Raw genomic sequence first — 24,954 nt, forward strand, 5'->3', positions numbered from 1 at the left:
GCCGGCGTCGCTCGCTTACTCGCCCGAGAGCCCGGGGACCGTGTTTCTGACCGTCTCGCGGAAGTGGCTGCTCAGTCCGAGGAGCGCCGTGAAGTATGCGACGGCACCGAACCCGACGACGAGCAGCAGCGAGACCCATCCGGTAATCGAGACGGCGTATTCGAGGACCGACCAGACGAGGGCAAACATGACCGCGCCGGCGACTGTCTGTTCGAGCATCGGACGCGTGAACACGACGCCGCCGAACTCGCGGTGGGCGACGTACTGGAAGACGGCGTGTCGAACGACCTCCGCGGCGACCGTGCTGGCGACGACGCCGACGAGCCCGTAGACGCTCCCGAGCGCGACCGCGGCCGGGAGGTGCAGGAGGACGATGAAGCTGTTCACCCGGAAGACGAGCTCCGGGCGGTCGGTGCCCTGTAGGACGGCCTCGAAGGGGTGGCGGTAGGCATTGCCGATCTGGAACAGGGTCATTCCGACGACCACGAGTACCGGCGTGTTGGCGAAGTCGCTACCGAACAGCGTCGTCACCAACTCCTTCGGCATCGCGGCCGCGCCGAAGAAGACCGGAATCGCGATGAGCCCCGCGTAGGAGATGGAGTTTATCAGGTCGAACCGCACGTCGCCGCCGACGGAGTCGACGCCGCTCGACTTGACGTTCAGCACGTTTCCGATGGTCGTCGCGAACATCGCCCCGGGCTGGGCGAGCTGAATCGAGACCGAGTAGTACGCGACCGAGGCCGGGCCGACGAACGCCTGGATGATGAGCACGTCGGCGCTAGAGTAGAAATTCGACAGCATCGAGGTCGGAACGCTCCACCGGGCGAAGTCGTAGATTCGCTCTGCGACCCGTTTCGTCGGGCGCGCGGGGAGGACGCGCGAGAGGACCGCGGCGAGGACGGCCGTTCCGACCGTCGCGATGGCCAGACCGAGAACGAGCCCGAACGCCTCGAAGCCGAGCCAGTAAAAGAGCAGCTGGAGCGCGATGGTCAGGAGGCTCCGGATGCCGTCGACCCACGAGGAGACCGCCGGGTGACCCGTGCCGGCGTAGAGCTTGTTCGCGATGTTGAACAGTCCGAGCGACACCACCACGAGCACCACGCCGACGGCCAGTTCGCGGGTTCCGAAGTAGTCGACTGCGTAGGGTTCGAGGAGTACGTACGCGCCGGCGACGACGAGCGAGAACGCGAGGTGCGCGAGGAGCGCCGTCCCGAAAAAGGAGCCGGGCTCGACGCCGACCTCGCTCACCCGCTTTTTCACCGCCGCACCGATACCGCTCGGAACCTGCGTGAGGACGAATGCGGCGGCGAGGACGGTCCGGTACGTTCCCCAGCCGACGTCGCCGAGGAGGTTCGCAAAGATGACGACGCCGGCGAAACCGGTACCGGCGGTGAGGACCTTCGAAAACAGGGAAAGGAACGCCTCGCGGCCGATGGAGAGGCTGTCTGTCTTTTTCATGGGAGGCTGAACGACCGGCGTGCGAGGGAGTAGTCAGTCACGGCTGGGTCAGAGATAGCCGAGTTCGCGGAGGCGGTCCGCCGTCGCGCCGTCGACGCCGAGTTCGTCTTCGGCGGACCGGGCGCGCTCCGCGTAGTCGGCGACGGGCGTCTCGAAGAACGAGTCGTCGAGCGACTCGGCGTCGAACGGTTCGTCGGTCTCGGCCTGCCAGCACGGGCGGTCGGCGTCGAGACGGTAGGACTCTCGACTCCCGTCGTCGGCCCAGACGAACTTGCGGTCACCGTCGTAGACGGCGCGGAGCATCCGGTTCGTGTCCCGCGCCTGTTCGGCGAGCTTGTGCTGTTTGCCGCTGTGGCCGATTCGCTCGACGGGAATCCGCGCGCCGGTCACGTCGGGGCGCTCCCCGCGGGCGAGGCCGACGAGGAGGTCGCCGAGCCGAAGGTGCGAAACGTAGCCGTCGACGACGTCGGTGCCCTCACCGGGCGCGTTCACGACCACGAGTGGGACGTGCGTCAGCGCTTCGTTGAGGCTGCTTTCGGTGTGACCCCACAGGCCGCCGTCGGCCTCGAACGCGAGGTTGTCGCCGTGGTCGGAGGTGACGACGAACGTCGTCTCCTCGTCGGTCGCCGCCCGCACCTCGTCGATGAACGAACACACCTTGCGGTCGAGGTAGTCGATGGCCGCGCCGTAGAGGTCGCGGTAGCGCGTCATCTCGGTCTCGTTGCCCTCGGCGACGATTCGCGACCAGTCGAGGCGCTCGGAGCTCCACGAGTTCGGCGCGTCGTGGAGACTCCCGTCGTAGCCGAGGATGTGCCGTAGGGGACCGTGGGCGTCCATGAAGTTCGTAAAGAGGAAAAACGGCTCGTCGGACGCGCCGACGAGGCGGTTTGCCTGCCCGATGAGCGTCTTCGCGCCGTCGTCCATCGGCTTCGGAACCGGCGCGGTCGCAAGCGTGTTGTCGACCTGGACTGCCGCGCCGTTGAGGAGGCTCTGGACCGGCTTGTCGTGTTCGAGCGCGCGCCTGAGAAACTCGAGTTGTTTCCCGAGGCCGGTCTTCTCGCAGGACTGGCCGAACCGGGCCACGTCGATGCCCTCGGGAAAACGCCGGTCGGGAGAGATGTTGGAGAACTCGTCGAAGAAGCCGTCGAATCCGAACGACGACCCGGCCCAGACGTTGGCGCTCACGCCGAGCGCGCGGTGGTCCGGAAGCTCGGCGAGAAACGTGTCGTCGCGACCGATACCCGAGAAGTCGCGGTGATAGGCGTGAACGCCGTGTTCGTGGGGGAGCGTCCCCGTGAACATGCTCGCGTGGCTCGGGGCGCTCCAGGTGCTGGCGGTTCGGCACTGGTCGTAGACGATGTCCGCCCGCTCCTGGAGCCGCGAGGAGAAGGAATCGAAGAAGTCCTTTCGGACAGTATCGAGACAGATAAGGACGACATTTCTCATACGTCGGTACAGGTGGGTGATGTGGCGGCCATAGAAAGGTTCTTCGGGACCGAAATCGCCGCCGAAACCGCCCGAAATCGGGAGGAAGCGGTCGCCGACCGGCGCGTCAGCTGTTCAGATGTAGCCGAGGTCGCTCAGGCGCGCCTTCGTCGTCTGGTCCACGTCGTGGTCGGTGCTCGCGGTGACGGCCTCGCGCTTGTACTCGTCGAGCGGAACGTCGAAGAACGCCTCGTCGAGGTCGCTGACGTCGACGTCCTCCGCCGCGAGTTCCTGCCAGTTCGGTCGATCCGGGTCGAGTCGGTGGCGAAGCCGAGTCCCGTTGGAATCCCACTCGTACTTGTCGGCCCCGTCGTAGACGACGCGGATCATGCGGTCCCACTCGCGGCGCTCCGCCTCGGACGCGTCGGCGGCCATGTTGGAGCCGATTCGCTCGGCGGCGATGCGCGCTTCGAACACGTCGGGCGTCTCCCCGCGGGCGAGTCCGACGAGCAAGCGACCGAGGTCGACGTGCGAGAAGTAGCCGGTCTCGCTGTCGTCGTAGCCCTCGGGCGCGTTGACGACGAGAAGCGGGACGTGGAGCAGCCCCTCCGTGAGGACGCCCTTGTGGGCGAGGAGGCCGCCGTCGGCCTCGAACGCGAGGTTCTCGCCGTGGTCGGCGGTGATGACGAACGTCGTCTCTCGGTCCGTCTCAGCCTGCACGCGGTCGACGAACGAACACACCTTGCGGTCGAGGTAGTCGATGGCCGCGCCGTAGAGCCCGCGGGTGTGTTCGATGTGCTCCCGGTTCTCTTCGAGTTTGCCGGAGACGTTGACCTCGTGGGTGCTGTATTCGCCCGTCGTCCACGAGTACGGCGCGTCGTGGAGGTCTGAGTCGTAGCCGCGGACGTGGGTGAGCGGACCGTGGGCGTCCATGAAGTTCGTGAACATGAAAAACGGGTCTGCGTCGCCGTGTTCGCGGACGAGCTTCACCGCCTCGCGCGCGACGATGTTTGCCCCGTCGTCGAGCGGCTTCGGCACGGGGAGCTCGGCGAACTGTCGGTCGAACTCGACGAGCGCGCCGTTGGCGAGGCTCTGGACCGGGTGGTCGCTGGCGAGCGAGGCTTTCAGGAAGGCGAGGTAGCGGGCGAGCCCCGTCTCCTCACACTCCTGTCCGAACTTTTCGGCGTCGATGCCATCGGGGAACCGCCGGTCGGGCGAGACGCTGGTAAAGTCGTCGAAAAGCAGGTCGAAGCCGAACGCGTCGCTGGCGTAGACGTTCGCGCTCGACCCGAACGCCCGATGGTCCGGGAGGTCAGCGAGAAACGTGTCTTCCCGACGGAGCCCTGAGAAATCCCGGTTGTACACGTGAATCCCGTGTTGGTGCGGTAGTTTCCCGGTCATCATGCTCGCGTGGCTCGGAACGCTCCAGCCACTCGCAGCCCGACACTGGTCGAAAGAGGCGTCGGCCCGCTCGCGCAACCGCTCGGCGAACCGGTCGAAGTAGTCCTTCCGGACGGTGTCGAGGCAGATGAGGACGACGTTTCTCATTTCGGGTTGTCGGCGATTCTTCGCCGGAGGTTATAGCACCTTCGAGTGCGCCGACCGCTGAGCAACAGATATTTGAACGCACCTGCCACACCACCGAAGCAATGAACACCGTGTTGATCACCGTCGACGCGCTCCGGGCCGGCCACGTCGGCCAGTACGGCTACCAGCGGGACACGCTTCCGGTCCTCGACCGCCTGCTCGACGACGACTCGACGCTGTTCACCGCCGCCTTCGCCAACGGGACCAACACGGGAATTTCGGTTCCGTCGCTTCTCACCTCCCGGTACCGCGGGGACGAGCACGCTCGCGACGGGCCAAACATCGCCTCTCCGCTCCCCGACGAGGTATCGACCGCCGGCATCCATTCGAACACCTATTTCGCGAGCCGCGTCCCCCGCCCGGCCGACTTCGACCACTTCGACGACTTCGGCATCATGGACTCCGAGGACTCGGGGTCGCCGTCGGCGGCCCACAGGCTGTTTCGGCGGACGATGGACCTCGTCCGTCCGACGGTCGAGTCGCTCGGGATACGTCCCCTCGCCGAACGGATTCAGGAGGCCGTCTTCCCAGCGTCGCTCATCATGGAGCAGACGGTGTACGAGAACGCCGAGAAGACGACCGACCGGGCCCTGGAGTGGCTCGACGGCGTCGACGGCGACTTCTTCCTGTGGGTCCACTACATGGACCCACACCGCCCCTACGGCATCGACCTCGAGGACCCGGCGTACGGCGAGCCCGCCGACGAGTCGGAGATTCGCCGTCTCATGTCCAAGGCGGGAATCCACCCCGAAGACGTGACCGAAGCGGAGCGTCGGCGAATCGTCGACCTCTACGACTCTGATATCCGGTACACGTCCGACCACATCGACCGCTTCCTCGACGGGTTGCAGTCGCTCGGCCGCTACGACGAGACGGATATCATCCTCACCGCCGACCACGGCGAGGAGTTCGCCGACCACGGGAACTACTACCACCGGAACCGCCCCTACGACGAACTGACGCACGTCCCGCTCGTGGTGAAGTCCAACCGGGGCGACGGCGGGGTCGTCGACGAACAGCGCGAACTGCTCGACCTCGCGCCCACGGTAGCGCGAAACCACGGCGTCGAACCACCGAGCGCGTTCCGCGGGACCGACCTCTTCGAGGGCGGTCCCCGGCGGGTCGTCTCGACCGGATCGTTCAGCGACGCCGGCCCCGTCGTCGGCGTCCGCGAGGACGGCTGGAAGTACATCGCGGTCGACGGCGAGGAAGACGAACTGTACGACCTCCGCGCCGACCCGAAAGAGCGCGAGAACGTCGCGGCCGACCACCCCGACCGCTGTGCCTCGTTCCGGTCGGAGATTCCGCCGCACCTGCTGCGCGAGACGACCGAGGGCGTCCCGGAGGCCGACGACGTGAGCGAGGACGTACAGAAGCGACTCGAAGAACTCGGATATATGGATTGACCGCGAGGAGACGTCGCCAGCGGCGATAGCGTGGTGTCGTCCCGCTACGACGGGACGCTACAGGTAGCCGAGCGAAGAGAGCTTGCTGTCGAGCCCGACATCGTCGGGATCGGTGGATGCGGCGGGCGGCTCGTGGGTTCCCTCGTCAGTCGCCTCGGTGACGACCCACGGAACGCGAATGAGTTCCGGGACTGGGGTCGATTTGTGGTGGCCGTACAGCCCCCACTCGCCGAAACACTCGCCGTGGTCCGACGTGATTATCACCCGCTCCGAATCGAGGTTCGAGAGGAGGAGTTCGAGGTCGTCGAGCGCCCAGCGTAGGTTGTCTAGGTAGCCCTCCCACGCCTCCTCACGAGTTATCTTTCCGTCGAGAATCGCGCCGAATATCCCGGACCGGTCGTTCGCGTCGTCCTCGATGGCGAGCGCCCCGCAGTCGTGCTTCTCGAAGTGCGGGTACGGCGTGTGCGGCTGTTGGTACTGGATAATCGTTCGCGCTGGATCGAGTTCGCGGTGAGCCGCTATCGAGCGGTTCGTCACCGTCCGCGGCCGGACGCTCCCGATGTCGGCCTCCCAGGCGTCCCGCCACACCTCGTCCAACAGCAACCAGTCGTTGGGGTCGAGCATGGCGTCAGAGTTCGGGTTGAACGTGACGAACGCCGTCTGATCCATCTCCTCGCGATACTCTTCGGTGAAGTTGTACCGCATGAACTCGCGGGAGTTCGACCCGAGCGAGGTGGCCGTCGGGACGCGACCGTTGGGGAGGAAATCGTACCCCGATGCGACCGCTTCGAGAGCGTCGGGACGGCACGTGTCCAAAATAATCAGCGCGTCCCAGTCCCGCTCGTATATCGGTCTCCCAAGTCGTGGAGCGCGTGAATACGCCCGCCGAACCGCGCCCCCCAGTAGCTCCGCGGCGCTGACTTTCGCCGCGGTCCCGAGATTCAGATTCTGATAGTACCACCGTGCGTTAGATACCCAATCGCCAAGCCCCATAGGGTACACTCCTTTCAGGGGGGTTTGAACGTTTCTCCACAGAAATACAGTTTGATAATTAGAAACCGGGTATCCTACCGGTCGGTGTGAGACCAGCGTCGGTCACGTGTCGGCGTATTCGCAGAACGCCTTCCTGCCCGCCTCGCTGAACTCGTCGCAGTCGACCTGGAAGCCGTAGTGGGCTTCCATCTCGGGGAGCGTCATCCGCGTCGCTGCGATGCGCGCTTCGAGCGCGCCCTTCCGCTGGAACTCCGCCGGGGCCTCGTGTCGTTCGAGCGGGAGCGATTTCAGGTAGGCGTACGGGAACGTCGCGAGGTCGTAGAGGCGCTTTAGGACCTCTCGGGGGAGGCTCCGCGGCCGCTCGAAGATGTAGTGGTGTTCGTGGTGGAGCGTCCACCGAATCGCGCTCCAGAAGGAGACGCCCGACTGGAAGTCGGTTATCTTCCCGTGGATGTCGCGGCTGATTTCGCCGCGCAGGTCGAAGTCGTAGCCCAGCGAGTCCGAGACGTGACCGTGGTCCAGCCAGATGAGCGCGTCGCGGGCGTACAGCCGTCGCCAGTGGTCGCGGTCCTCTGCGCCGCCCACGTCGTAGTACGGCACGTCGAGCAGGAGTCCGCGGGGGGCGATGTTCATCCCGCGCCCGCTGAGGAAGAAGGGACGGTCGACCTGCGCCTCCAGCGCGTGGAATATCTCGACGAAGTCCTCGATGACCCCCTCGTGGTAGTAGTCGTCCGTGTCGAGCGATTCGAGGACGTACTCGCCGCGGGACTCCTCGAAGGAGATGTTTCGGTCCCCGCCGAGCCAGTCGCACTCGTCCGACCGGTCAAGGACCGCCCGCAAGTTGTCGAATTCGGCCTCCAGCTCGCGGAGGATATCGCGGCTACCGTCGGTCGAACCGCCGTCGACGACGACGACCTCGTACAGCTCCTCGTCGACCTGCTCAACCATGCTCCGAAGCGACTCCTCGATGGTCTCGGCCATGTTGTAGTTACAGACCGCGATGGAGTAGCGAGGGGAACTGGGCATACTCAGAGTGCCCCACACGAGGTTAAAAATCAACTGTCCGGTCGTCATCGCAGTCGCGTGCTCATCGCCATTCTCTATCAACATTGATAACTGGGGGGCAAGGCTGATATAGCACCACGCGGAGACTCCGTACAATGCGGAGCGTAAAGACGACTGTCGAATCCGTGGTTTCGCGGCTTGGTTACCCCGAGATTGCCACGACGCTCATCGACAAGTCGCCCGCGGAGACGAACTTCTCACGGGGGCGGAACGTCGGCATCGAATCCGGCTGTTCGATGCGAGGAGATATCTCACTCGGTGACGACGTGCACGTCGGTCCCGACTGCGTACTCAACGGGACGGTAGGTCTCGGACGGGGGACGAATCTCAACGGTCGGAACACACTCAGAGGGACCGTCGATATCGGACGATACTGTGCCGTTGCCCCCGGCGCGGAGTTCCGGTCGCAGAACCACACGACCGCGAACCCGACGCTGCAGTTGAAACTGTACCGACAGGTCACCGGCGACGAGTTGGCGTGGACCTCGAAAGGAGACATCGACGTCGGGAGTGACGTGTGGATCGGTTCGAACGCGACCGTCCTCTCGGGAGTCTCTATCGGCCACGGCGCAATCGTCGGCGCGGGGGCCGTCGTGACGAGCGACGTAGAGCCCTACGCGGTTGTCGCGGGCGTCCCCGCCGAACGAAAGAAGTGGCGGTTCGACGAACACATCCGAGAGGAACTGCTCGACACGGCGTGGTGGAACTGGTCGGAGGAGAAGGTAGCAGAGAACAGGCAGTTCTTCGAGACGGACCTCACGAGCATCGAGAGCGTCTCCGACGTGCTCGGGTGAGACTGCCGGACGAATTCGAATCGGAACCCCGGCTGATTACTTGTAGCCGAGATTCTCCAGGCGCTCCGTGACCTCCGCGGAGGTGGCGCGGCTGCTGGACTCGACGCCGTCGTCGGTGATAGTCGGCCGCTCGCCGTCGAGGACCGCCCACGGGACCGTCACGAGGCCGGGGTGGCGGTGGTACGGCAGGTGTTGGTGGTAGGTGAATGGCAGCGGCCACGACTTTGCTTCGACCACGTTGCCGTGGTCGGACGTGAGGACGATGCGCTCGTCGAACGCGTCGATGAGCCGTTGGACCTCGTCCATCGCGTAGGTCAGGTTCTCGCCGTACGCCTGCCACATCTCTTCTTCGTCGACGATGCCCTTGGCCGCGGCCTCGAAGACGTTTCCGGCGCGGTCGTCGCCGTCCATGTCCAAGTCCTCGAACAGTTGGTAGGTACAGAAGTGGAGGTCCGGGCGGCCGACGAACGGGACGTGCGGTTGCATCAAGTGGACGATGAGCCGCTTGTCCGGGTACTCTTCGCGCGCTCGAATCGCGGCGTCGATGATGGGTCCGGGGAGAATCGCCTCCACGTCGTCGTCGTAGGCGTCCTGCCACACTTCGAAGAGCTTGTGCCACTTGTCCGGCACCTTCTTCGAGACCTGCGGGTTGCCCGAGACGTAGACGATGTCGCCGTACTCGTCGGGGAACGAGACCGGGAGCCACTCGGGAGTCGCGCTCGCTCGACTGGTCTCCGCGCGGTAGTCGTCGAACTGGTCGAGGTCGACGAACTCCTCGAAGAGGTCGGCCCGGCACGCGTCAAGGACGACGAGCGTGTCCCAATCCGCGTCGACCACGTCGATTCCGCGCCTGCCCGGATACAGTTTCGTCTGAATCGCCCCGTTTCCCCGCCGCATCAGCGTCCCCCGCCACCAGTTCAAACTCCGGCCGTTCTCGGCGATCTGCGAGAGGCCGTATTTGATCCGGTCGAATGCGTTCGACATAGAGGACCGGACCCAACCGACCAAAGAAAAACTTTCTATGGCTTCGGAACAGGACGGGCCGCGACGGCGACCCGCCGTCACAGCGACCCCATAACCGTAGACGCCCCGCTACCCGGGTATCCGCTTTCGTCGACGGGTCGGACTTGAGAGCGACCGTATAACCGCAGACGCCCCGCTACAGGTAACCTAAGTCCTTCAGGCGCTCTTTCGTTGCGCCCTCGGCGGCATCGATACCCTCGCTCTCCTCGCGGACGCCGAGGTCGTCGAACGCGCCGAACGTCTCCGAGACGACGCCGTCGTCGGTATCGGCGGCCTTCCACGCGGTCTTCGCGTCGAAGATGCGAACCGTGCTGGCGGCGTCCTCCCAGGCCTGATACTGCACCACGCCCTCGTCGGTCGTCTCGTAAACGGTCCGTGAGACGCCTCCGTAGGGCATGACGGACCCGCAGAACTCCTCGGCGAGCGCCTGTGAGGGTTCGTCGAGGCCGTGGGTCGAGGCGACGACCGCCCCGTCGTCGGGGACGAACGCGTCGCAGTCCCACTCGCCGTCGAGGACAGCGTCGACCACGCGCGGGAACTCGGTGAGCGAGGCCGCCGCGGAGACCGTCTCGGAGTCCGCCTGCCCGGGGAACTTGACGACGAGCGGGACGTGGAGGACCGCCTCGTGTACGTCCTTGCCGTGGCCGGCGAGTCGCACATCGGGCTTGACCTGACTCTTCTCGCCGAAGCCCTCGCCGTGGTCGCCGGTGACGACGATGAGCGTGTCCTCGTACTCGCCGCGTTCTTTGAGCGTCGAGACGAGGCGTTCGATTTGGGCGTCCATCTGTCGGATGGTTCCGTCGTACAGCCCCTCCATGGCGCGTTTCTCCCACCAGGGTCGGTGGCCACCGAGGTACTCCCACACTTGGTCGTCGACGTCCTGTTGGAGCTTCTGGAGGCGTTTCCCGCCCCAGTTGTCGTGTTCCGGGCGGGGTTCGTACGGCATGTGGCCGTCCATGAGGTTGATGCAGGCGGCCCACGAGTCGTTCCGCGTCTCCTCCCAGTCCAGAAAGAGGTCGACGTACACGTCCGCGGGTGTAGTCGCCTTCAGCGAGTCGGGAGGTACTGCGGGTAGTCCCACGCGAGCTTCGTGACGACCCCATTTGCGAGCGATTTCGCCGGGTGGTCGTGGGACAGACACCGCTTGAGGTAGCCGGCGTAGTTGCCCTGTCCCTCGGTGAGCACGAAGTTGCTCGGGTCGAGACCCTCGACGTACGGGATGTTCCGCGCGCCCTCGACGGTCTGGAAGGTCTCTTTCAGTCCCACGTCCATCTCGGTGACCCACGTGTTCTCGGAGAAGATGCCGGTCGAGTAGCCCTCCTCGTCGGCGAGCCGCTCGAAAATGGTGTGTCCGGGTTCGAGCTTGTTTTTCGCGCCGGTGACGCCGTGTTCGGCGACGTGGTAGCCGGTGAAGATGCTGGTGTGGCTCGGCAGGCTCCACGAGCCGGGGCTGATACCGGTCTCGTAGACCGTGGCCTCGTCGGCGAGCGATTCCAAGAACGGGGTCGTCCGGTGTTCGTGGCCGTGCAGGCTAGTGTTGCTCGCACGGACGCTGTCCATGATGAGGAGTAGGATATTCATGATTCGGAGGTCTGAAACTCAGTGTTCGAGCGGTGCGTCGTCGGCGTCGCTGAGCGAGAAAACGTCACCGGCCCACGACGCGTCGTACTCGATTTTCGACGGGGAGATGACGTTCACCTTCGCGAGCGCCAGTTTGAGCGCGGGGACCGCGACCTGCTTCGGGTGGCGCTTGAACAGGTAAAACAGCCATTCGAGGTGGGTCCCCACGTCGAAGTCCGACTCGGTATCGTGGTGCGGGACGATGCGACGGGGCAGGCGGTGAACCTCCGCGCCGGCCTTCTCGGCACGAATCGCGAAGTCGGTATCGCCGCCGTGTTCACGGTGCTCGTCGAAGCCGCCGACGCGTTCCCACAGGCTTCGGTGAAATATCATGAATCGAGTGAGCGTCCACCGCATGGGCCAGAAGTCCTCCAGCCCGACGACCTGGAACTCGTGCATCGAGTCGACGAGGTGTGCCGCGAGCCGAGTGGGGAAGGTGATGTCGTCGTCGGCGACGATTATCCACTCGTTTTCGGCCTCCTCGATGGCTCTGTTTCGCGCGTAGTTGCGGCCCTTGTCGGTGCGGACGACGACGTCGAGCCACTCCGGGGCGGTCTCACTGGAGTAACATCGCTCTCGGTTGCTCGCGACGACGAGCGACGCGTTGGAGAGCGTGGCGGTCACGTCGAGCGCCCGCGCCGTGTCGTCGCGGTACGGCGCACCCTCGTGGCTCCTGTCTTCCGTATCCCCGTCGGCCATACTGAGTGCTATCAGAAGGTCCCGTATAAAGAGTGTCGTTCGCGCGGGTCGGCCTCGCTCGGCCGCGAAACAGCGACGAGACGGCCGCGAACCCACGCAGAATCGAGTCTCTCCCGGAAATAGCCCGTGTCGGCGGTGAAACCGAGTCATAAGGCTTATGCGGGTTTTCCCAGTCCATCGAAGCGATGAGCGCAGACACAGAGCGTATCGAGGACCCCGACTCGAAGTCGGTCCTCGAACTCGCTAAAGACTGGTATCACGTTCCCGCCCTCCTCGTGATACTGGTCGCCATGTTGGCCGTCCGCCTTCGGTCGTATAGTACTTTCATCAGGGACGGTGATGTCCTCTTCTCCGGGAACGACGCCTGGTATCACCTCCGAGAGGTGACGTACACCGTCCAAAACTGGCCGTCGACGATGCCGTTCGACCCGTGGACGTACTTCCCGTACGGGACGAGCGTCGGCCAGTTCGGGACGATTTACGACCAGATTATCGCCACGGCCGCCCTCGTCGTCGGACTCGGTAGCCCGTCGCCCGACCTCGTGGCCAAGGCCCTCCTCGTCGCGCCGGCAGTCTTCGGGGCACTGGTCGCTATCCCGACGTTCCTCATCGGTCGCCGCCTCGGCGGTCGGCTTGGCGGTGTCTTCGGGGTCGTCATCCTCGCGTTACTCCCCGGGACGTTCCTCCAGCGCGGCCTCGTCGGCTTCGCCGACCACAACATCGCAGAGCCGTTCTTCCAGGGCTTCGCGGTCGTCGCCATCATGATTGCTCTCTCGGTGGCGAACCGCGAGAAGCCCGTCTGGGAACTCGTCGCCGCCCGCGACTTCGACGCCCTCCGCTCCACGCTCATCTGGTCCGCGCTCGCGGGCGTGGGAATGACGCTCTATATGTGGGCGTGGCCGCCGGGCATCCTCCTGGTCGGCATCTTCGGCCTGTACCTGGTCCTCCAGATGGTCGCGGACTACGTCCGCGGTCAGTCCCCGGAACACGTCGCATTCGTCGGTGCAGTCTCGATGCTCGTCACCGGCCTCCTGATGTTCGTCCCCCTCACCGACTTCTCGTTCAGCGTGACGAACTTCAGCCTCCTCCAACCCGTGTTCGCCTTCGGTATCGGCGCGGGCGCGGTGTTCCTCGCCGCGCTGGCCCGGTGGTGGGAGTCTAACGACGTCGACGACCGCGGCTACCCGGTTGCGGTCGCCGCCCTCGGCCTCGTCGCCGTCATCGGTACGGCCGTCGTCCTCCCCGACGCCTTCCGTCAGGTGAGCGTCAACTTCCTCCGCACCGTCGGCTTCAGCGCCGGTGCGGCGACGCGGACCATCGGCGAGGCACAGCCCTTCATCGCCGCGAGCGTCCTGCAGAACAGCGGCATGACCGCGACCGAGCGCATCATGTCCGAGTACGGCTTCACGTTCTTCACCGGCCTCGTCGGTGCTATCTGGCTCGTCGGCAAGCCGCTCGTCCGCGACGGCGACACTCGGAAAATTGGCTACGTCGCCGGCAGTCTCGCCGTCTTCGGCGTTATCTTCCTGATTCCGGCCATCCCGGCCGGCATCGGCGGGCTCCTCGGCCTCGAATCCTCGCTCGTCAGCCTCGCCATCGCGAGCGCCCTCATCGTCGGTGCGGTGCTGCAGGCCGACTACGAGAGCGAACACCTGTTCGTCCTCGTCTGGGCGGCCATCATCACCTCGGCCGCCTTCACGCAGGTCCGCTTCAACTACTACCTCGCGGTCGTGGTCGCGGTGATGAACGCGTACCTCCTCCGCGAGATTCTCTCGCTCGGTATCATCGACCTCGCCGGCACCGACCGCCTCGACGACGTGTCGTACGGGACGGTCGCGGTCGTCGCCATCGCCCTGCTTCTCGTCCTCACCCCGGTGCTCGTCGTGCCGATTCAACTCGGCAACGCCGGCACCAGCAGCAACGCCCTCCAGTCGTCCCAGACCGGACCGGGCACGGTGACGCAGTGGCAGGACAGCTTCGAGTGGATGCAGAACAGCACGCCCGAAGAGGGGCAGTTCGGCGGCGCATCCAACGAGATGGACTACTACGGAACCTACGAACGAACCGACGACTTCGACTACGCCGAGGGAACGTACGGCGTCATGTCGTGGTGGGACTACGGTCACTGGATAACGGTCCTCGGCGAGCGCATCCCGAACGCCAATCCGTTCCAGCAGGGCGCGACCGAGGCCGCGAACTTCCTCCTCGCGCCGAACGAGGAGCAGGCCTCCGACGTCCTCGCCGACATGAGCGAGGAGGGTAACGAGACCCGCTACGTCATGGTCGACTGGCAGATGGCCTCGACCGACTCGAAGTTCGGTGCGCCGACCGTCTTCTACGACGAGTCGAACGTCTCCACGTCCGACTTCTACAGTACGATGTACCGCCTGCAGGAGCAGGAGGGACAGACGAGAGTCGCCGCTGTGTCGAGCCTCAAAGACCAGCGGTACTACGAGAGCCTGATGGTCCGGCTCTACGCGTACCACGGCAGCGCCCGTGAGGCGTCGCCCATCGTCGTCGACTGGGAAGAACGAACGTCCGCCGACGGGGAGACCACGTTCAAGGTGACGCCGTCTGACGGGCAGGCGGTCAGAGTGTTCGACAATATGACCGCCGCCGAGGAGTACGTCGCGAACGACCCGACCTCGCAGATCGGTGGCATCGGCACGTTCCCCGAGGAACGCGTCGCCGCCCTCGAACACTACCGCCTCGTGAAGTCCTCGAACAACTCGGCGCTCCGTTCGGGGTCCTACCAGAACTCGCTCATCCGCGCGGGCAACACCTACGGCATCCAAGCGCAGGCGCTCGTTCCCAACAACCCCTCGTGGGTCAAGACGTTCGAGCGCGTCCCCGGCGCGACGGTCGAAGGCAGCGGTGCCCCGGCCAACGCGACGGTGACCGCTCGCGTCCAGATGCGCGACCAGACAACTGGTACGAACTTCACGTACACGCAGCAGGCGCAGACCGACGCCGACGGTGAGTTCACGATGACGCTCCCGTACTCCACGACCGGCTACGACGAGTACGGTCCGGACAACGGCTACACGAACGTCGACGTCCGCGCGACGGGCGACTACACGTTCACCGGGCCGACGACCTTCGCCGGGAACAACACCATCGTCAGCTACCAGGCGCAGAACGTCGCCGTCGAGGAAGGCCTCGTCAACGGTGCCGAAGACGGTGCCGTAGAGGTCACTCTCGAACGGAACGAACAGGAGTTCAACCTGACGGAGAACTCCGATTCAGACGACTCGCAGACGAACGAGTCGGCATCGACCTCGGCATCAGTCGACGCCAGCGCGGTTTCGGTCGCCGCGTAAGGTTTCGAACCGGGCCGGGCTGCCGCCCGGTCGCTGATCGCCGTTTCGACGCGTTTCTCTTCTCGCCGCCGACCGGCAGAGCGGTGGACTGATATCCTTCCCGAGAGAGCATCCGACAACGAAATGTCGAGGAACTCAGACGGGACGACATCCCGTTTCTCGTGGCTTCTCATCTACCTGAAGGGCGTCTGTATGGGTGCCGCCGACGCCGTGCCGGGCGTCTCGGGCGGCACCATCGCGCTCATCACGGGCATCTACGAACGGCTCATCAGCGCGGTGACGGCCATCACGCCCGGCCGAATCAAGCGCGCTCTCGGCGTCGTCGTCCCGGGACGCCGGGCCGACGCAATCGCGGCGATGCGCGAGGTCGATGTCGGCTTCCTGCTCGCGCTCGGCGCGGGCATCGCCACCGCCATCGTGACCGTGATGCGCGTGCTGCACATCGCGCTCAACGACGCGCCGGTCCCCACCTACGGCTTCTTCTTCGGGCTCATCGCCGCGTCGGCGGTCGTCCTGTACGCGCAGGTCTCGCTCGACGGCCCGCGGCAAATCGCGGCCGCCGTCACCGGGTTCGTCATCGCCTTCGTCGCCTCCGGCGGGAGCGGCGGCGCATTCGGGCACTCGCTCCCGGCGATTGCGGTCGCCGGCGGCATCGCCGTCAGCGCGATGATTCTCCCCGGCGTCTCGGGGTCGCTTCTCCTGTTGATTCTCGGCCAGTACGAGTACATGAACGCGGCGCTCAACACGTTCATCGACCGCCTCATCGACATCGCCGGCGGCGCATCGCTGTCGGTCATCGTCGAACCGGGGACGGTCGTCATCACGTTCATGCTCGGGGCGGTCGTCGGCCTGTTCAGCATCGCGCACGTCGTCCGCTGGGCGCTCGAACACCACCGCCGGGCGACATTGGCGTTCCTCGTGAGCCTCATCGTCGGGGCGCTCCGCGCCCCTGTCGTCGAGAGCACCAACGCTCTCGTCGACGCGGGCCGGTCGTGGTCGACCGAACTCTACGCCGCGTTCGCCGTGGCCGCGGTCGTCGGCGCGGCGGTCGTCCTACTCGTCGACCGGTACACGGGCATCATCGAATCCTGAGCGGGCCGTCGCGGCGGGTGGCCACGGCGACCCGGTGAGAAGGAAGTCGGCTGTCTGTTCGGACCGATACATTCACGGAGTCGTGCGGGCGGCGGCGAATCTCACTCGCGGGCGACGGCGATGTTACGAACCGACCCCCCGCAGTCGGGACATTTCGACAGGTGGGTCGCGCTGACCGTCCGCGTGCGACAGGAGCGACACTCGTAGTACCCCTCTGTCGGGTGATAGTCGTCGATGACTGAGTTATGCAATGCCATGGTATATTTTACCATGGTTTTCGTGGTAAGCGTTGTCCTGATATTCCCCAAATTACTCTAGTATGTTAATATTCTATGCCGTAGAAGAGCCCCGACCGAAAATAGAATCCGCATCAGAACACCGTACTGTTCAGTTCTGCCGGATTTCGGAGGACGGTGGCGCTTCACCGACCCCGCCGCGTCAGCGCCGGGCGACGCAGACAAACGTCTCGCGTCGGGTCTCGCCATGGGTGACCGTGAAGCCGACCGATTCGAGCGCGTCGACGGCGTCGCCGAGGCCGAACCGCTCGTCGAGCGGCGGCCCGTCCTCGCCCGAGCCGGATGTGGACCAATCGACCACGACCACGGTGCCGCCGGGGCGAACGACGCGGGCGAGTTCGGCGAGCGCGTCGTCGGTGGCGAACTCGTGGTAGGTCATCGTCGAGAACGCGGCGTCGAGGTGGTCGTCGTCGAACGGGAGGGTCGCCACGTCGGCCGTGACGAACTCGACGTTGTCGGGCGCACCCTTCTCGCGGTAGTAGTCGTGCATGACCTCCTGTACGTCCACGGCGTAGAGCGTGCCGACGTGGGGAGCGACCTCGTCGGTGAAAAAGCCGGTGCCGCTGCCGAGGTCGGTGACGACCCGGTCGGGAGCGACGCCGAGGTGCGAGAGCAGTTCCTCCCGGGAGACGAATCGGAACCGCGAGGGGTCGTCGAGTTTCGCCGCCCTGTCGGCGTCGAAGGTGTGAAAGCCCATGCGAATCACTCCGCACCCCGACCCGTAAGTCCCATCGGTTCCGGAAGACGCGTGTTCGTCGTGTGCACAACCGACCCGGTGGGTTCGCTCCGGTGGCGAGCGGTGCGGACCGGACGGGTCGACCGCGAAACTGCCGACGGCGATGGGCTTTTTTGCCCGGCAGTCAGTCTCACACGTATGGAACCCCAACTTCGACGACCGACGCGACGCGTCTGCGAGCGCTGCGGTCGGGTGGAACGCTGGGACGACGACACCGCGACGTGGGTCGTCGCCGAAGAGGACGGCGAGAAACGGGTCGGAAGCCCCTACTGCATCCACGAGTGGGACATCAACGGCCGCTTCGCTCCCTTCGAAGAGCCGGCCTGAGACGCCGACGAACTGCGCGCGCGGCCGGCGGCTACGCCGCGTCTTCTTCCCGGAGCGATTCGAGTACCGAGAGCGTGCCGTCCATGTACGACTGTTCGAGTACGGTGTCGGCGGCGTCCTTGGCCACGTCGTCCGCGTTGGCGACGGCGAACGACCGGCCGACGACGGCGAACGTCGAGGCGTCGTTGACGCTGTCGCCGACGGCGACGAAGTCCGCCGGGTCGTAGTCAATCGTCTCGCAGATGCGTTCGAGGCCGACGCCCTTCTCCACTCCCGGCGTCTTGATGTGGTAGGCGAAGCCGGTGTCGATGACTTCGAGGTCGAACTCGTCTGCGACTTCCCGGAGGAGCGCCTCGTCGGCGTCGAGACGAGCGATGAGTTCGGTCTCGCGCCAGCGGTTCGCGGTGTCAGCGGCGTCCCACCCGAGGTCGCCGCCGCGCGCGACGAACTCGTCGGCGGCGGCCTGCGCGGCCTCGCGGTCACCGGTGAACGTCACCTCGCCGTCGGCGAGGACGACCCCGCCATTCTCCGCGATGACGGTCTGCGGGAGGCCGAGGTAGTGACACAGCGAGACCGGGTAGGGAAACGCCTTGCCGGTGGCGAGGATGACGGGCGCGTCCCACGTCGGGAGCACCTCGAACGCGCGCGGGTCGAGGCGGCCCTGCGCGTCGGTGAGCGTCCCGTCGATGTCGAGTACGAGCGGCGGAACCATACCCGGAGTTGGGAGACGGGGGAAAAAGATTCAGCGGTCGGGGAGAAGCGCGCCGCAGGACGGCCCGAGCGGGTCGTCGCTCTCGCGGGTCACGAAGGTCCCGTTCTCGCAGGTCACGCAGGTCGTCGCCCCCTCGGCTCAGCGTTCGGCGTCGTCCAGTCCGCGGAACGCCAGCGTCGAGAAGTTCGGGATGGGCCGCGTCGCCGGCCGGCCCGGCCCGTCGGTGGAGTCGCAGTCCGAGACGCGGCGGACGATGCCGAGGTCAGAAAGCTCGTAGAGGACGCGCCGAATGGTCGCGGGCGACAGCGACACCCGCGGCGACGCGGCGATGTTCTCGGTCGCCGCCGAGACGGAGGCCGTCTCTTCGTCGTCGAGCGCGACGAACGCCCGGAGGACGCGCCGGCGACTCTCGGGGAGCGCGAACACGCGGCCGAGCGAACAGCCGTCGTCGGGGACGGCGTCGATGCCGGCGCAGACGTACTCGGTGTCGAGGGCGTCCCCGCCGTCGGCGGCGGCGAGCGTCGCCGCCCCGTAGAGCGCCGAGAGCGCGTCGTGGGCGTCGCCGTCGGCCCACTCGGCCACCTCGCGCGTCGCCTCGTGCGGGAGCGCGTTTCGGGTGACGCCGTCCGAGGCGCGCGCGACGAGGATATCCACGAGGCTGTGGCGCTCGTAGGCCGGCACCGCGATGGACGCCGCGTCGGTGGCGTCGGTCGCTCCGTCCCCGTCGTCGCGCTCGCTCGCGTCGCTTCGAGGGTCGCGGCCGACGGTGAGCACCGAGACGTGCGGCGATACCGACGAGAGCGTCTCGACCGCCGTCGCCGCGGGGTAGGTCTCCGGTTCGTCGACGTGGTCGACGGCGACGACCGCGTGTTCGTCGTGGGCGACCCGGTCTGTGAGCCGCTCGCGAAGCGCCTCGACGCCGACGCCCTGCGATGGCACCGGCTCCTCGCAGAGCGCGTCGAGCGCCGCGTGGAGAAGCGCGAACTCGGTCGAGGCGTCGCGGGAGTCGACGTAGGCGAAGGAGGTCGTCGGTGTGGCGGCGGTGCGCGTGGCGGTGTGGATGACCGACCGCTGAGAGGGGAGCGCGCTGGAGAGGTGCCCGAAGAGCGTCGCGACGACCGCCGACTTCCCGGCTCCCTTCGGTCCGTGGACGTGGGCGTCGGACGGCAGGTCGCCGTCGAACACCGGGTCGAGGTGGTCGAGGATGCGTTCGAGCGTCGGCCCGCGGCCGGTCGGCTCGTCGGGGTGGACCGTCGGGTCGAGCGCGTTCAGGTCCCGGACGAGCCGCCGTCTCGTCCCGCCGCGGCGGCGTCGCCTGGTGATTCTGTCTTCGAGGCGCATGGCGTGGAAAGTCCGTAGCAGACGGTATCCGGCGCACGCGTAAAAATCGACCACTACCGACATCTCCCCTGAGAAATGAGAACATGAAACACGAAAATCGGCCGTCCGGGGCGCTTCAAAGCCAGTTGAGAGGTTCGTTGCCGGCGGGATTCCCACACCGGACGTAACTAATAAGAACAATAATTTTGAATTATTGTCGTCGTTTCGAATAGGCGTAGAAACGCCGAGCTACGGTATTCTACGGCCAGTACGATGGCAATCCGGTCGCCGAAGTGGTCCGTTCCGTGAGACGAACGGGGGGCGAGACGAGTGAAGGTAAAATAAAGTGCCGTCGGTCCTACCTCACGAAAGACAGATGAAAAAATCGCCGAGCGTCCTCGTCATTGGCGGAGGGTCGACCGGCACGGGCATCGCGCGCGACCTCGCGATGCGCGGGCTGGACGTGACCCTCGTCGAGAAGGGGAATCTCACACACGGGACGACGGGGCGGATGCACGGACTCCTCCACAGCGGGGGCCGGTACGCGGTGTCGGACCAGCCGTCCGCCAAGGAGTGTATCGAGGAAAACCGGGTCCTGCGGCGAATCGCCGGCCACTGCGTCGAGATGACGGGCGGGCTGTTCGTCCAGCGCCCCGAGGACTCCGACGAGTACTTCGAGAAGAAGCTGGAGGGCTGTCGCGAGTGCGGCATCCCCGCCGAGGTGCTGTCCGCCGAGGAGGCGCGCGAGATAGAGCCGTACCTCGCGAAGGACATCAAGCGCGCCATCAAGGTTCCGGACGGCGCGGTCGACCCGTTCCGCCTCTGCGTGGCGAACGCCGCGAGCGCCGTCGAACACGGCGCGCGCATCGAGACGCACTCAGAGGTCACGGACGTGCTCGTCGAGGACGGCGAGGTCGTCGGCGTCGAGGTCACCCACCAGACCGGCACCGGGCCCTACGTCCACGGCGAACCCGGAGAAGTCGAGGAAATCCGCGCCGACTACGTCGTCAACGCGACGGGCGCGTGGGCCGGCCAAATCGGTGACCTCGCCGGCGTCGACGTGGAAGTCCGCCCGTCGAAGGGCGTCATGACCATCATGAACACCCGGCAGGTCGACACGGTCGTCAACCGCTGTCGGCCGAAGGGCGACGCCGACATCATCGTCCCGCACGAGACGACGTGCATCCTCGGGACGACCGACGAGGAGGTCGAGGACCCGGAGGACTACCCCGAGGAGGGCTGGGAGGTCGACCTGATGATAGAGACGCTGTCGGAGCTCGTGCCCATGCTGGCCGAGGCGCGGACGATTCGCTCCTTCTGGGGCGTCCGTCCGCTGTACGAGCCGCCGGGCACCGGCACGGAGGACCCGACGGACATCACCCGCGAGTTCTTCCTGCTCGACCACGACGACCGCGACGACCTGCCGGGCATGACGAGTATCGTCGGCGGCAAGCTCACGACCTACCGGATGATGGCCGAGCAGATTTCGGACCACGTCTGCGAGAAGCTCGACGTGGAGGCCGAGTGCCGCACCGCCGACGTGCCGCTGCCGGGCAGCGAGGACTTCACCGTCCTCCGCGACTACATGGACGACTTCGGCCTGCGGTCGCCCATCGGCCGCCGGTCGGCCCAGCGGCTCGGCTCGCGCGCCGACGAGGTGCTCAACAGCGTCGACCCCAACCCGGTCGTCTGCGAGTGCGAGGCCGTCACCCGCGCCGAGATTCAGGACTCTCTCGACACCGCGGGTACGGAGCTCAACTCCGTGCGCATCCAGACGCGCGCCTCGATGGGCAACTGTCAGGGCGCGATTTGCTGTCACCGGATGGCGAACGAACTCGCCCCCGAGTACGACGAGGAGACCATTCGCGCGTCCCTCGACGACCTCTACCAAGAGCGCTGGAAGGGCGAGCGCCACGCGATGTGGGGCACGCAGCTCTCACAGACCGCGCTGAAGCACATGCTCCACGCGACGACGATGAACCGCGACGAGGACCCCGCGGCGGCCGACGCCGACATCGACTTCGCCGCCTTCGACGACGGCGGTGCCTCGGAGGGCGACGCCTCGGGCGTCGCGTCCGGCGGCGCGGTCGCGGACGGCGGCCGCGAGCGAACCGACCGCGCGGGCGACGACGCGCTCGGAGGTGCCGATGGCGATAACTGACGACGTGCTCGTCATCGGCGGCGGCATCGCCGCCTGCACGGCCGCGCTCTCGGCCGCGGAGACGGGCGCTCGCGTGCGCCTGCTCGCCCACAAGAAGAGCACGCTCCGGCAGGCCAGCGGCCTCGTCGACGTGCTCGGCTACGCCGGCGGCGACGGTCCACTCTCGGACCCCTCCGCCGGCCTCGACGCGCTCCCGGAGGGTCACCCCTACCACGTCGTCGGCGAGGACGGCGTCCGCGCCGGCCTCCGCATCTTCGACGAGGCGGTCGGCGACGCCTACCGCGGCGGCCACACGGACTCGAACGCGCTCGTGATGACCCACGGCGGCGCGGTGAAGCCGACCGCGCGCTACCCCGAGTCGGTCGCGCCCGGTCTCGCCAGTTCGTCCGGCGACATGCTCTTGGTCGGCTTTGCGGGCCTCACGGACTTCGACGCGCCCGTCGCGGCCGACCACCTGACGGCCGCCGGCGTGCCGTTTTCTGCCCGCGGCGTCACCGTCGAGTTCCCCAAGCGGTTCCGCGCCGACGCCAAGGTGACGCGGTTCGCCAAGGCACTCGACCGCGACGAGGAAGTCGACGGCGGCACGGTCCGCTCCGTCGTCGCCGACACGGTCGCCGAGAAACTGGACGGCGAGTCGCGCGTCGGCTTCCCCGCGATGCTCGGCGACGACCACGACGAGGACGTCCGCGCGGAGCTTTCGGACCGCCTCGGCGTCCCCGTCTTCGAGGTGCCGACCGGCCCGCCGAGCCTGCTCGGGCTCAAGCTCGAAGACATGCTGTTCGACGCGCTCGACGAGGCGGGCGTCCGCATCTCGGCGGGCAACCCGGCGGTCGACTTCGAGGCCGAAGACGGCCGCGTCGAGACGGTCATCGTCGACCAGAAGAGCCGGCCGACACCCTACTCGGCCGACCAGGTCGTCCTCGCCACGGGCGGCCTCGTCGGCAAGGGCCTCGACTCCGACCGAGAGTCGGTCACTGAGCCCGTCTTCGGCTGTCACGTCCCGCACCCCGAGGACCGCTACGACTGGTCCGAACCCGAGGCGTTCGGCGACCACGCGTTCGCGCGCTTCGGCGTCGTCCCCGACGCCGAACTTCGACCGACCGACGAAGACGGCGAACCGCACTTCGAGAACCTGCGCGCCGCGGGCGGCGTCGTCGGCGGTGCCGACGTGGCGCGCGAGAAATCCGCGAGCGGCGTCTCCTTGGCGACGGGTGCCGTCGCCGGCCGACTCGCGGGCGAGGAGGCAACCAGATGAGTGACGCAGAATCCCCAGGCAACCCGACGCTGACCCCCGACGCACAGACAGACGACTTCGAGGCCGTCGAGGTGTTCCCCGACAGCACCGACATGGACCTCCGACCGGGCGCGGACAACTGTTACAAGTGCACCGCCTGCGACGTGTCCTGCCCGGTCGCGGAAGTCGACGACGAGTTCCCCGGGCCGAAGTTCCAGGGCCCGGAGCAATGGCGGCTCAAGCGCAAGGAAGACGAGGCCGTCGACGACTCCATCATGTCGTGTTCGAACTGCATGCGCTGTGACGACGCCTGTCCCTCGGGCGTCCCGCTCAGCCAGATGCACAACACGGCCCGCGGCGAGTACGTCGACGAGGAGATGGACAAGCTCTCGCGGGAGTACATCCGCAACCGCATCCTCGCCAACTACGGCACGCTCGCCCAGTTGGGCAGCATGTTCCCCCGGCTGGCGAACGCCGTCATGGGCAACTCGGTCGTCCAGCAGATAAACGAGAAGGTGCTCGGCATCACGGCCGAGCGCGACTTCCCCGAGTTCGCCACCCAGACGTTCCGCGAGTGGTGGAACGAACGCGGCGGCCCGCAGGTCCGCTCCGAGGAGAAGCGCGTCGCCTACTTCCACGGCTGTTACTCCAACTACAACACACCCGAGGTGGGCAAGGCGATGGTCCGCCTCTTCGAGTCGTTCGGCTACGAGGTCGTCGTCCCCAAACAGCGCTGTTCGGGGACGCCGATGTTCGCAAACGGCATGCTCGACGACGCAAAGCGCGCCGCCGGCATCAACGTCGAGAACTTCGCGGGGCTCATCCCCGAGGGCTACGACATCATCGCGTCGTGTACCTCCTGTTCGATGTCGCTCCGCCAGGAGTACCCCGAGCTGTTCGACATCGACGGCATCGAGGACCTCTCGGCGCACACCTACGAGGCGCTCGAGTACCTGCGCATCCACGAGGACCTCGAAAGCGAGATTCGAGAAGCGTCCGTCGAGGACCAGTCGTTCGCGTACCACGCGCCGTGTCACGGCCGCAATCAGGGTCTCGACCGGCAGGCGGTCGAGCTGTTCCGCCAGCTCGACGGTGTCGACATCGAGGACGTGGGCGACTCCTGTTCCGGCATCTCCGGTACCTACGGCTGGAAGGAAGAGAAGTACGACAAGTCGATGCAGATCGGCGCGGACATGTTCGACCACATGGAGCACGCGCAGGGGAACGTCGGCATGACCGAGTGCCCCACCTGCTCGATGCAGATGGAGCACGGAACGGGCTACGACATCAAACACCCGCTCCAGCTCCTCGAAGAGGCGTTGGTCTGACACGCGCGCACGGCTGACGAACGACTTCGTTCGAGCGCCGGACCACTCGAACGCCGTCGCGCTCGGCGCGCGCGCCGATTCGACGGGGACTTTCCGGTGATTGTTGCTTGTTAATCACCGGATTTGTCCGTCGTTCGACCGAATCGTCCGTTTTGTCCGCCCGATTCTGTCCTCGATTAAAACGGGTGAAATAGTGCCCGTGTGAAATAGTAGACGCCATATTCTGGTGTTTCAGACCTTGTAATGCAATTTCATTCTCCACAATATACAGGCCAGTAGTAAAGAAACATTTATCATATAATTTGTACACGTTTGTAGTGGTAGGACTCTCACACCGAGAGTTCGTATCGAGGTTGGT

General features: G+C 66.1%; 21 protein-coding genes. 8 read left to right on the plus strand and 13 right to left on the minus strand.

What is annotated here, in order from left to right; translation table 11 throughout:
* Window positions 1–15: 15 nt before the first annotated feature.
* The 3 genes from C457_RS07675 to C457_RS07685 all read right to left on the minus strand — a co-directional run bounded on the left by C457_RS07675 (window position 16) and on the right by C457_RS07685 (window position 4,431).
* Complete coding sequence (locus C457_RS07675) at window positions 16–1,458, minus strand: lipopolysaccharide biosynthesis protein (protein WP_008093404.1); 1,443 nt, start codon at window positions 1,456–1,458, stop codon at window positions 16–18.
* 48 nt (window positions 1,459–1,506) lie between these two features.
* Window positions 1,507–2,904 (minus strand): sulfatase-like hydrolase/transferase, encoded by a 1,398-nt coding sequence (locus C457_RS07680; protein ID WP_008093406.1) that lies wholly within the window; start codon window positions 2,902–2,904, stop codon window positions 1,507–1,509.
* Window positions 2,905–3,018: 114 nt separating this feature from the next.
* A complete protein-coding gene (locus C457_RS07685) occupies window positions 3,019–4,431 on the minus strand; it encodes a sulfatase-like hydrolase/transferase (RefSeq protein WP_008093408.1) in 1,413 nt (470 codons plus the stop codon).
* Between the two features lie 101 nt (window positions 4,432–4,532).
* On the opposite strand from C457_RS07685, the gene C457_RS07690 reads away from it, so the two are divergent.
* The gene (locus C457_RS07690) at window positions 4,533–5,876 is read left to right on the plus strand and encodes a sulfatase-like hydrolase/transferase (protein ID WP_008093410.1); all 1,344 of its coding nucleotides are present in this window, start codon (window positions 4,533–4,535) and stop codon (window positions 5,874–5,876) included.
* A 57-nt stretch (window positions 5,877–5,933) separates the two neighbouring features.
* On the opposite strand, the gene C457_RS07695 is transcribed toward C457_RS07690, so the two are convergent.
* Both C457_RS07695 and C457_RS07700 read right to left on the minus strand, forming a co-directional pair.
* Window positions 5,934–6,692, minus strand: coding sequence for a hypothetical protein (locus tag C457_RS07695; protein WP_008093412.1), 759 nt, complete (start codon window positions 6,690–6,692; stop codon window positions 5,934–5,936).
* A gap of 279 nt (window positions 6,693–6,971) precedes the next feature.
* Complete coding sequence (locus C457_RS07700; RefSeq protein WP_083864266.1) at window positions 6,972–7,895, minus strand: glycosyltransferase family 2 protein; 924 nt, start codon at window positions 7,893–7,895, stop codon at window positions 6,972–6,974.
* 134 nt (window positions 7,896–8,029) lie between these two features.
* Between C457_RS07700 and C457_RS07705 the strand changes: the two genes are divergently transcribed.
* Window positions 8,030–8,728, plus strand: a complete 699-nt coding sequence (locus C457_RS07705; protein WP_049905203.1) for a CatB-related O-acetyltransferase — start codon at window positions 8,030–8,032, stop codon at window positions 8,726–8,728.
* Window positions 8,729–8,764: 36 nt separating this feature from the next.
* Here the strand turns inward: C457_RS07705 and C457_RS07710 are convergent, their stop codons facing one another.
* The 4 genes from C457_RS07710 to C457_RS07720 all read right to left on the minus strand — a co-directional run bounded on the left by C457_RS07710 (window position 8,765) and on the right by C457_RS07720 (window position 12,070).
* A complete protein-coding gene (locus tag C457_RS07710) occupies window positions 8,765–9,712 on the minus strand; it encodes a hypothetical protein (RefSeq protein ID WP_008093414.1) in 948 nt (315 codons plus the stop codon).
* Between the two features lie 175 nt (window positions 9,713–9,887).
* Window positions 9,888–10,832, minus strand: a complete 945-nt coding sequence (locus tag C457_RS07715) for a sulfatase-like hydrolase/transferase (RefSeq protein ID WP_239640736.1) — start codon at window positions 10,830–10,832, stop codon at window positions 9,888–9,890.
* Window positions 10,799–11,332, minus strand: coding sequence for a sulfatase-like hydrolase/transferase (locus C457_RS20875; protein ID WP_239640737.1), 534 nt, complete (start codon window positions 11,330–11,332; stop codon window positions 10,799–10,801). The genes C457_RS07715 and C457_RS20875 overlap by 34 nt, the downstream gene beginning before the upstream one ends.
* 18 nt (window positions 11,333–11,350) lie before the next feature.
* Window positions 11,351–12,070, minus strand: a complete 720-nt coding sequence (locus tag C457_RS07720) for a glycosyltransferase family 2 protein (RefSeq protein ID WP_008093415.1) — start codon at window positions 12,068–12,070, stop codon at window positions 11,351–11,353.
* 185 nt (window positions 12,071–12,255) lie between these two features.
* Here C457_RS07720 and C457_RS07725 point away from each other — a divergent pair, with 185 nt between their 5' ends.
* Together C457_RS07725 and C457_RS07730 are read left to right on the plus strand one after the other, a co-directional pair.
* On the plus strand, window positions 12,256–15,390 hold the full coding sequence (locus tag C457_RS07725) for an oligosaccharyl transferase, archaeosortase A system-associated (protein WP_008093416.1): 3,135 nt from the start codon (window positions 12,256–12,258) through the stop codon (window positions 15,388–15,390).
* A 123-nt stretch (window positions 15,391–15,513) separates the two neighbouring features.
* Window positions 15,514–16,482, plus strand: coding sequence for a DUF368 domain-containing protein (locus C457_RS07730; protein ID WP_008093417.1), 969 nt, complete (start codon window positions 15,514–15,516; stop codon window positions 16,480–16,482).
* A 101-nt stretch (window positions 16,483–16,583) separates the two neighbouring features.
* On the opposite strand, the gene C457_RS19965 is transcribed toward C457_RS07730, so the two are convergent.
* Together C457_RS19965 and C457_RS07735 are read right to left on the minus strand one after the other, a co-directional pair.
* Window positions 16,584–16,739 (minus strand): rubrerythrin-like domain-containing protein, encoded by a 156-nt coding sequence (locus C457_RS19965; RefSeq protein ID WP_008093418.1) that lies wholly within the window; start codon window positions 16,737–16,739, stop codon window positions 16,584–16,586.
* Between the two features lie 181 nt (window positions 16,740–16,920).
* Window positions 16,921–17,475, minus strand: a complete 555-nt coding sequence (locus tag C457_RS07735; RefSeq protein WP_008093419.1) for a class I SAM-dependent methyltransferase — start codon at window positions 17,473–17,475, stop codon at window positions 16,921–16,923.
* Window positions 17,476–17,652: 177 nt separating this feature from the next.
* Between C457_RS07735 and C457_RS07740 the strand changes: the two genes are divergently transcribed.
* Complete coding sequence (locus C457_RS07740; RefSeq protein WP_008093420.1) at window positions 17,653–17,841, plus strand: HEWD family protein; 189 nt, start codon at window positions 17,653–17,655, stop codon at window positions 17,839–17,841.
* A 31-nt stretch (window positions 17,842–17,872) separates the two neighbouring features.
* Here C457_RS07740 and C457_RS07745 read toward each other — a convergent pair whose 3' ends face one another.
* The gene (locus C457_RS07745) at window positions 17,873–18,553 is read right to left on the minus strand and encodes a phosphoglycolate phosphatase (protein ID WP_008093422.1); all 681 of its coding nucleotides are present in this window, start codon (window positions 18,551–18,553) and stop codon (window positions 17,873–17,875) included.
* A gap of 138 nt (window positions 18,554–18,691) precedes the next feature.
* Entirely contained in the window at window positions 18,692–19,894 is a 1,203-nt protein-coding gene (locus C457_RS07750; RefSeq protein WP_008093424.1) for a Cdc6/Cdc18 family protein, read from the minus strand.
* 355 nt (window positions 19,895–20,249) lie between these two features.
* Between C457_RS07750 and glpA the strand changes: the two genes are divergently transcribed.
* The 3 genes from glpA to C457_RS07765 are packed head-to-tail and all read left to right on the plus strand — an operon-like array spanning window position 20,250 to window position 24,596.
* A complete protein-coding gene (glpA, locus tag C457_RS07755; RefSeq protein WP_008093425.1) occupies window positions 20,250–22,034 on the plus strand; it encodes an anaerobic glycerol-3-phosphate dehydrogenase subunit GlpA in 1,785 nt (594 codons plus the stop codon).
* Entirely contained in the window at window positions 22,021–23,289 is a 1,269-nt protein-coding gene (glpB, locus tag C457_RS07760; protein ID WP_049913444.1) for a glycerol-3-phosphate dehydrogenase subunit GlpB, read from the plus strand. The genes glpA and glpB overlap by 14 nt, the downstream gene beginning before the upstream one ends.
* Window positions 23,286–24,596 (plus strand): anaerobic glycerol-3-phosphate dehydrogenase subunit C, encoded by a 1,311-nt coding sequence (locus C457_RS07765; protein WP_008093429.1) that lies wholly within the window; start codon window positions 23,286–23,288, stop codon window positions 24,594–24,596. The genes glpB and C457_RS07765 overlap by 4 nt, the downstream gene beginning before the upstream one ends.
* Window positions 24,597–24,954: the final 358 nt, after the last annotated feature.

It is taken from the genome of Haloferax prahovense DSM 18310 (assembly GCF_000336815.1).
In the GTDB taxonomy this organism is placed as follows: Archaea; Halobacteriota; Halobacteria; order Halobacteriales; family Haloferacaceae; genus Haloferax; species Haloferax prahovense.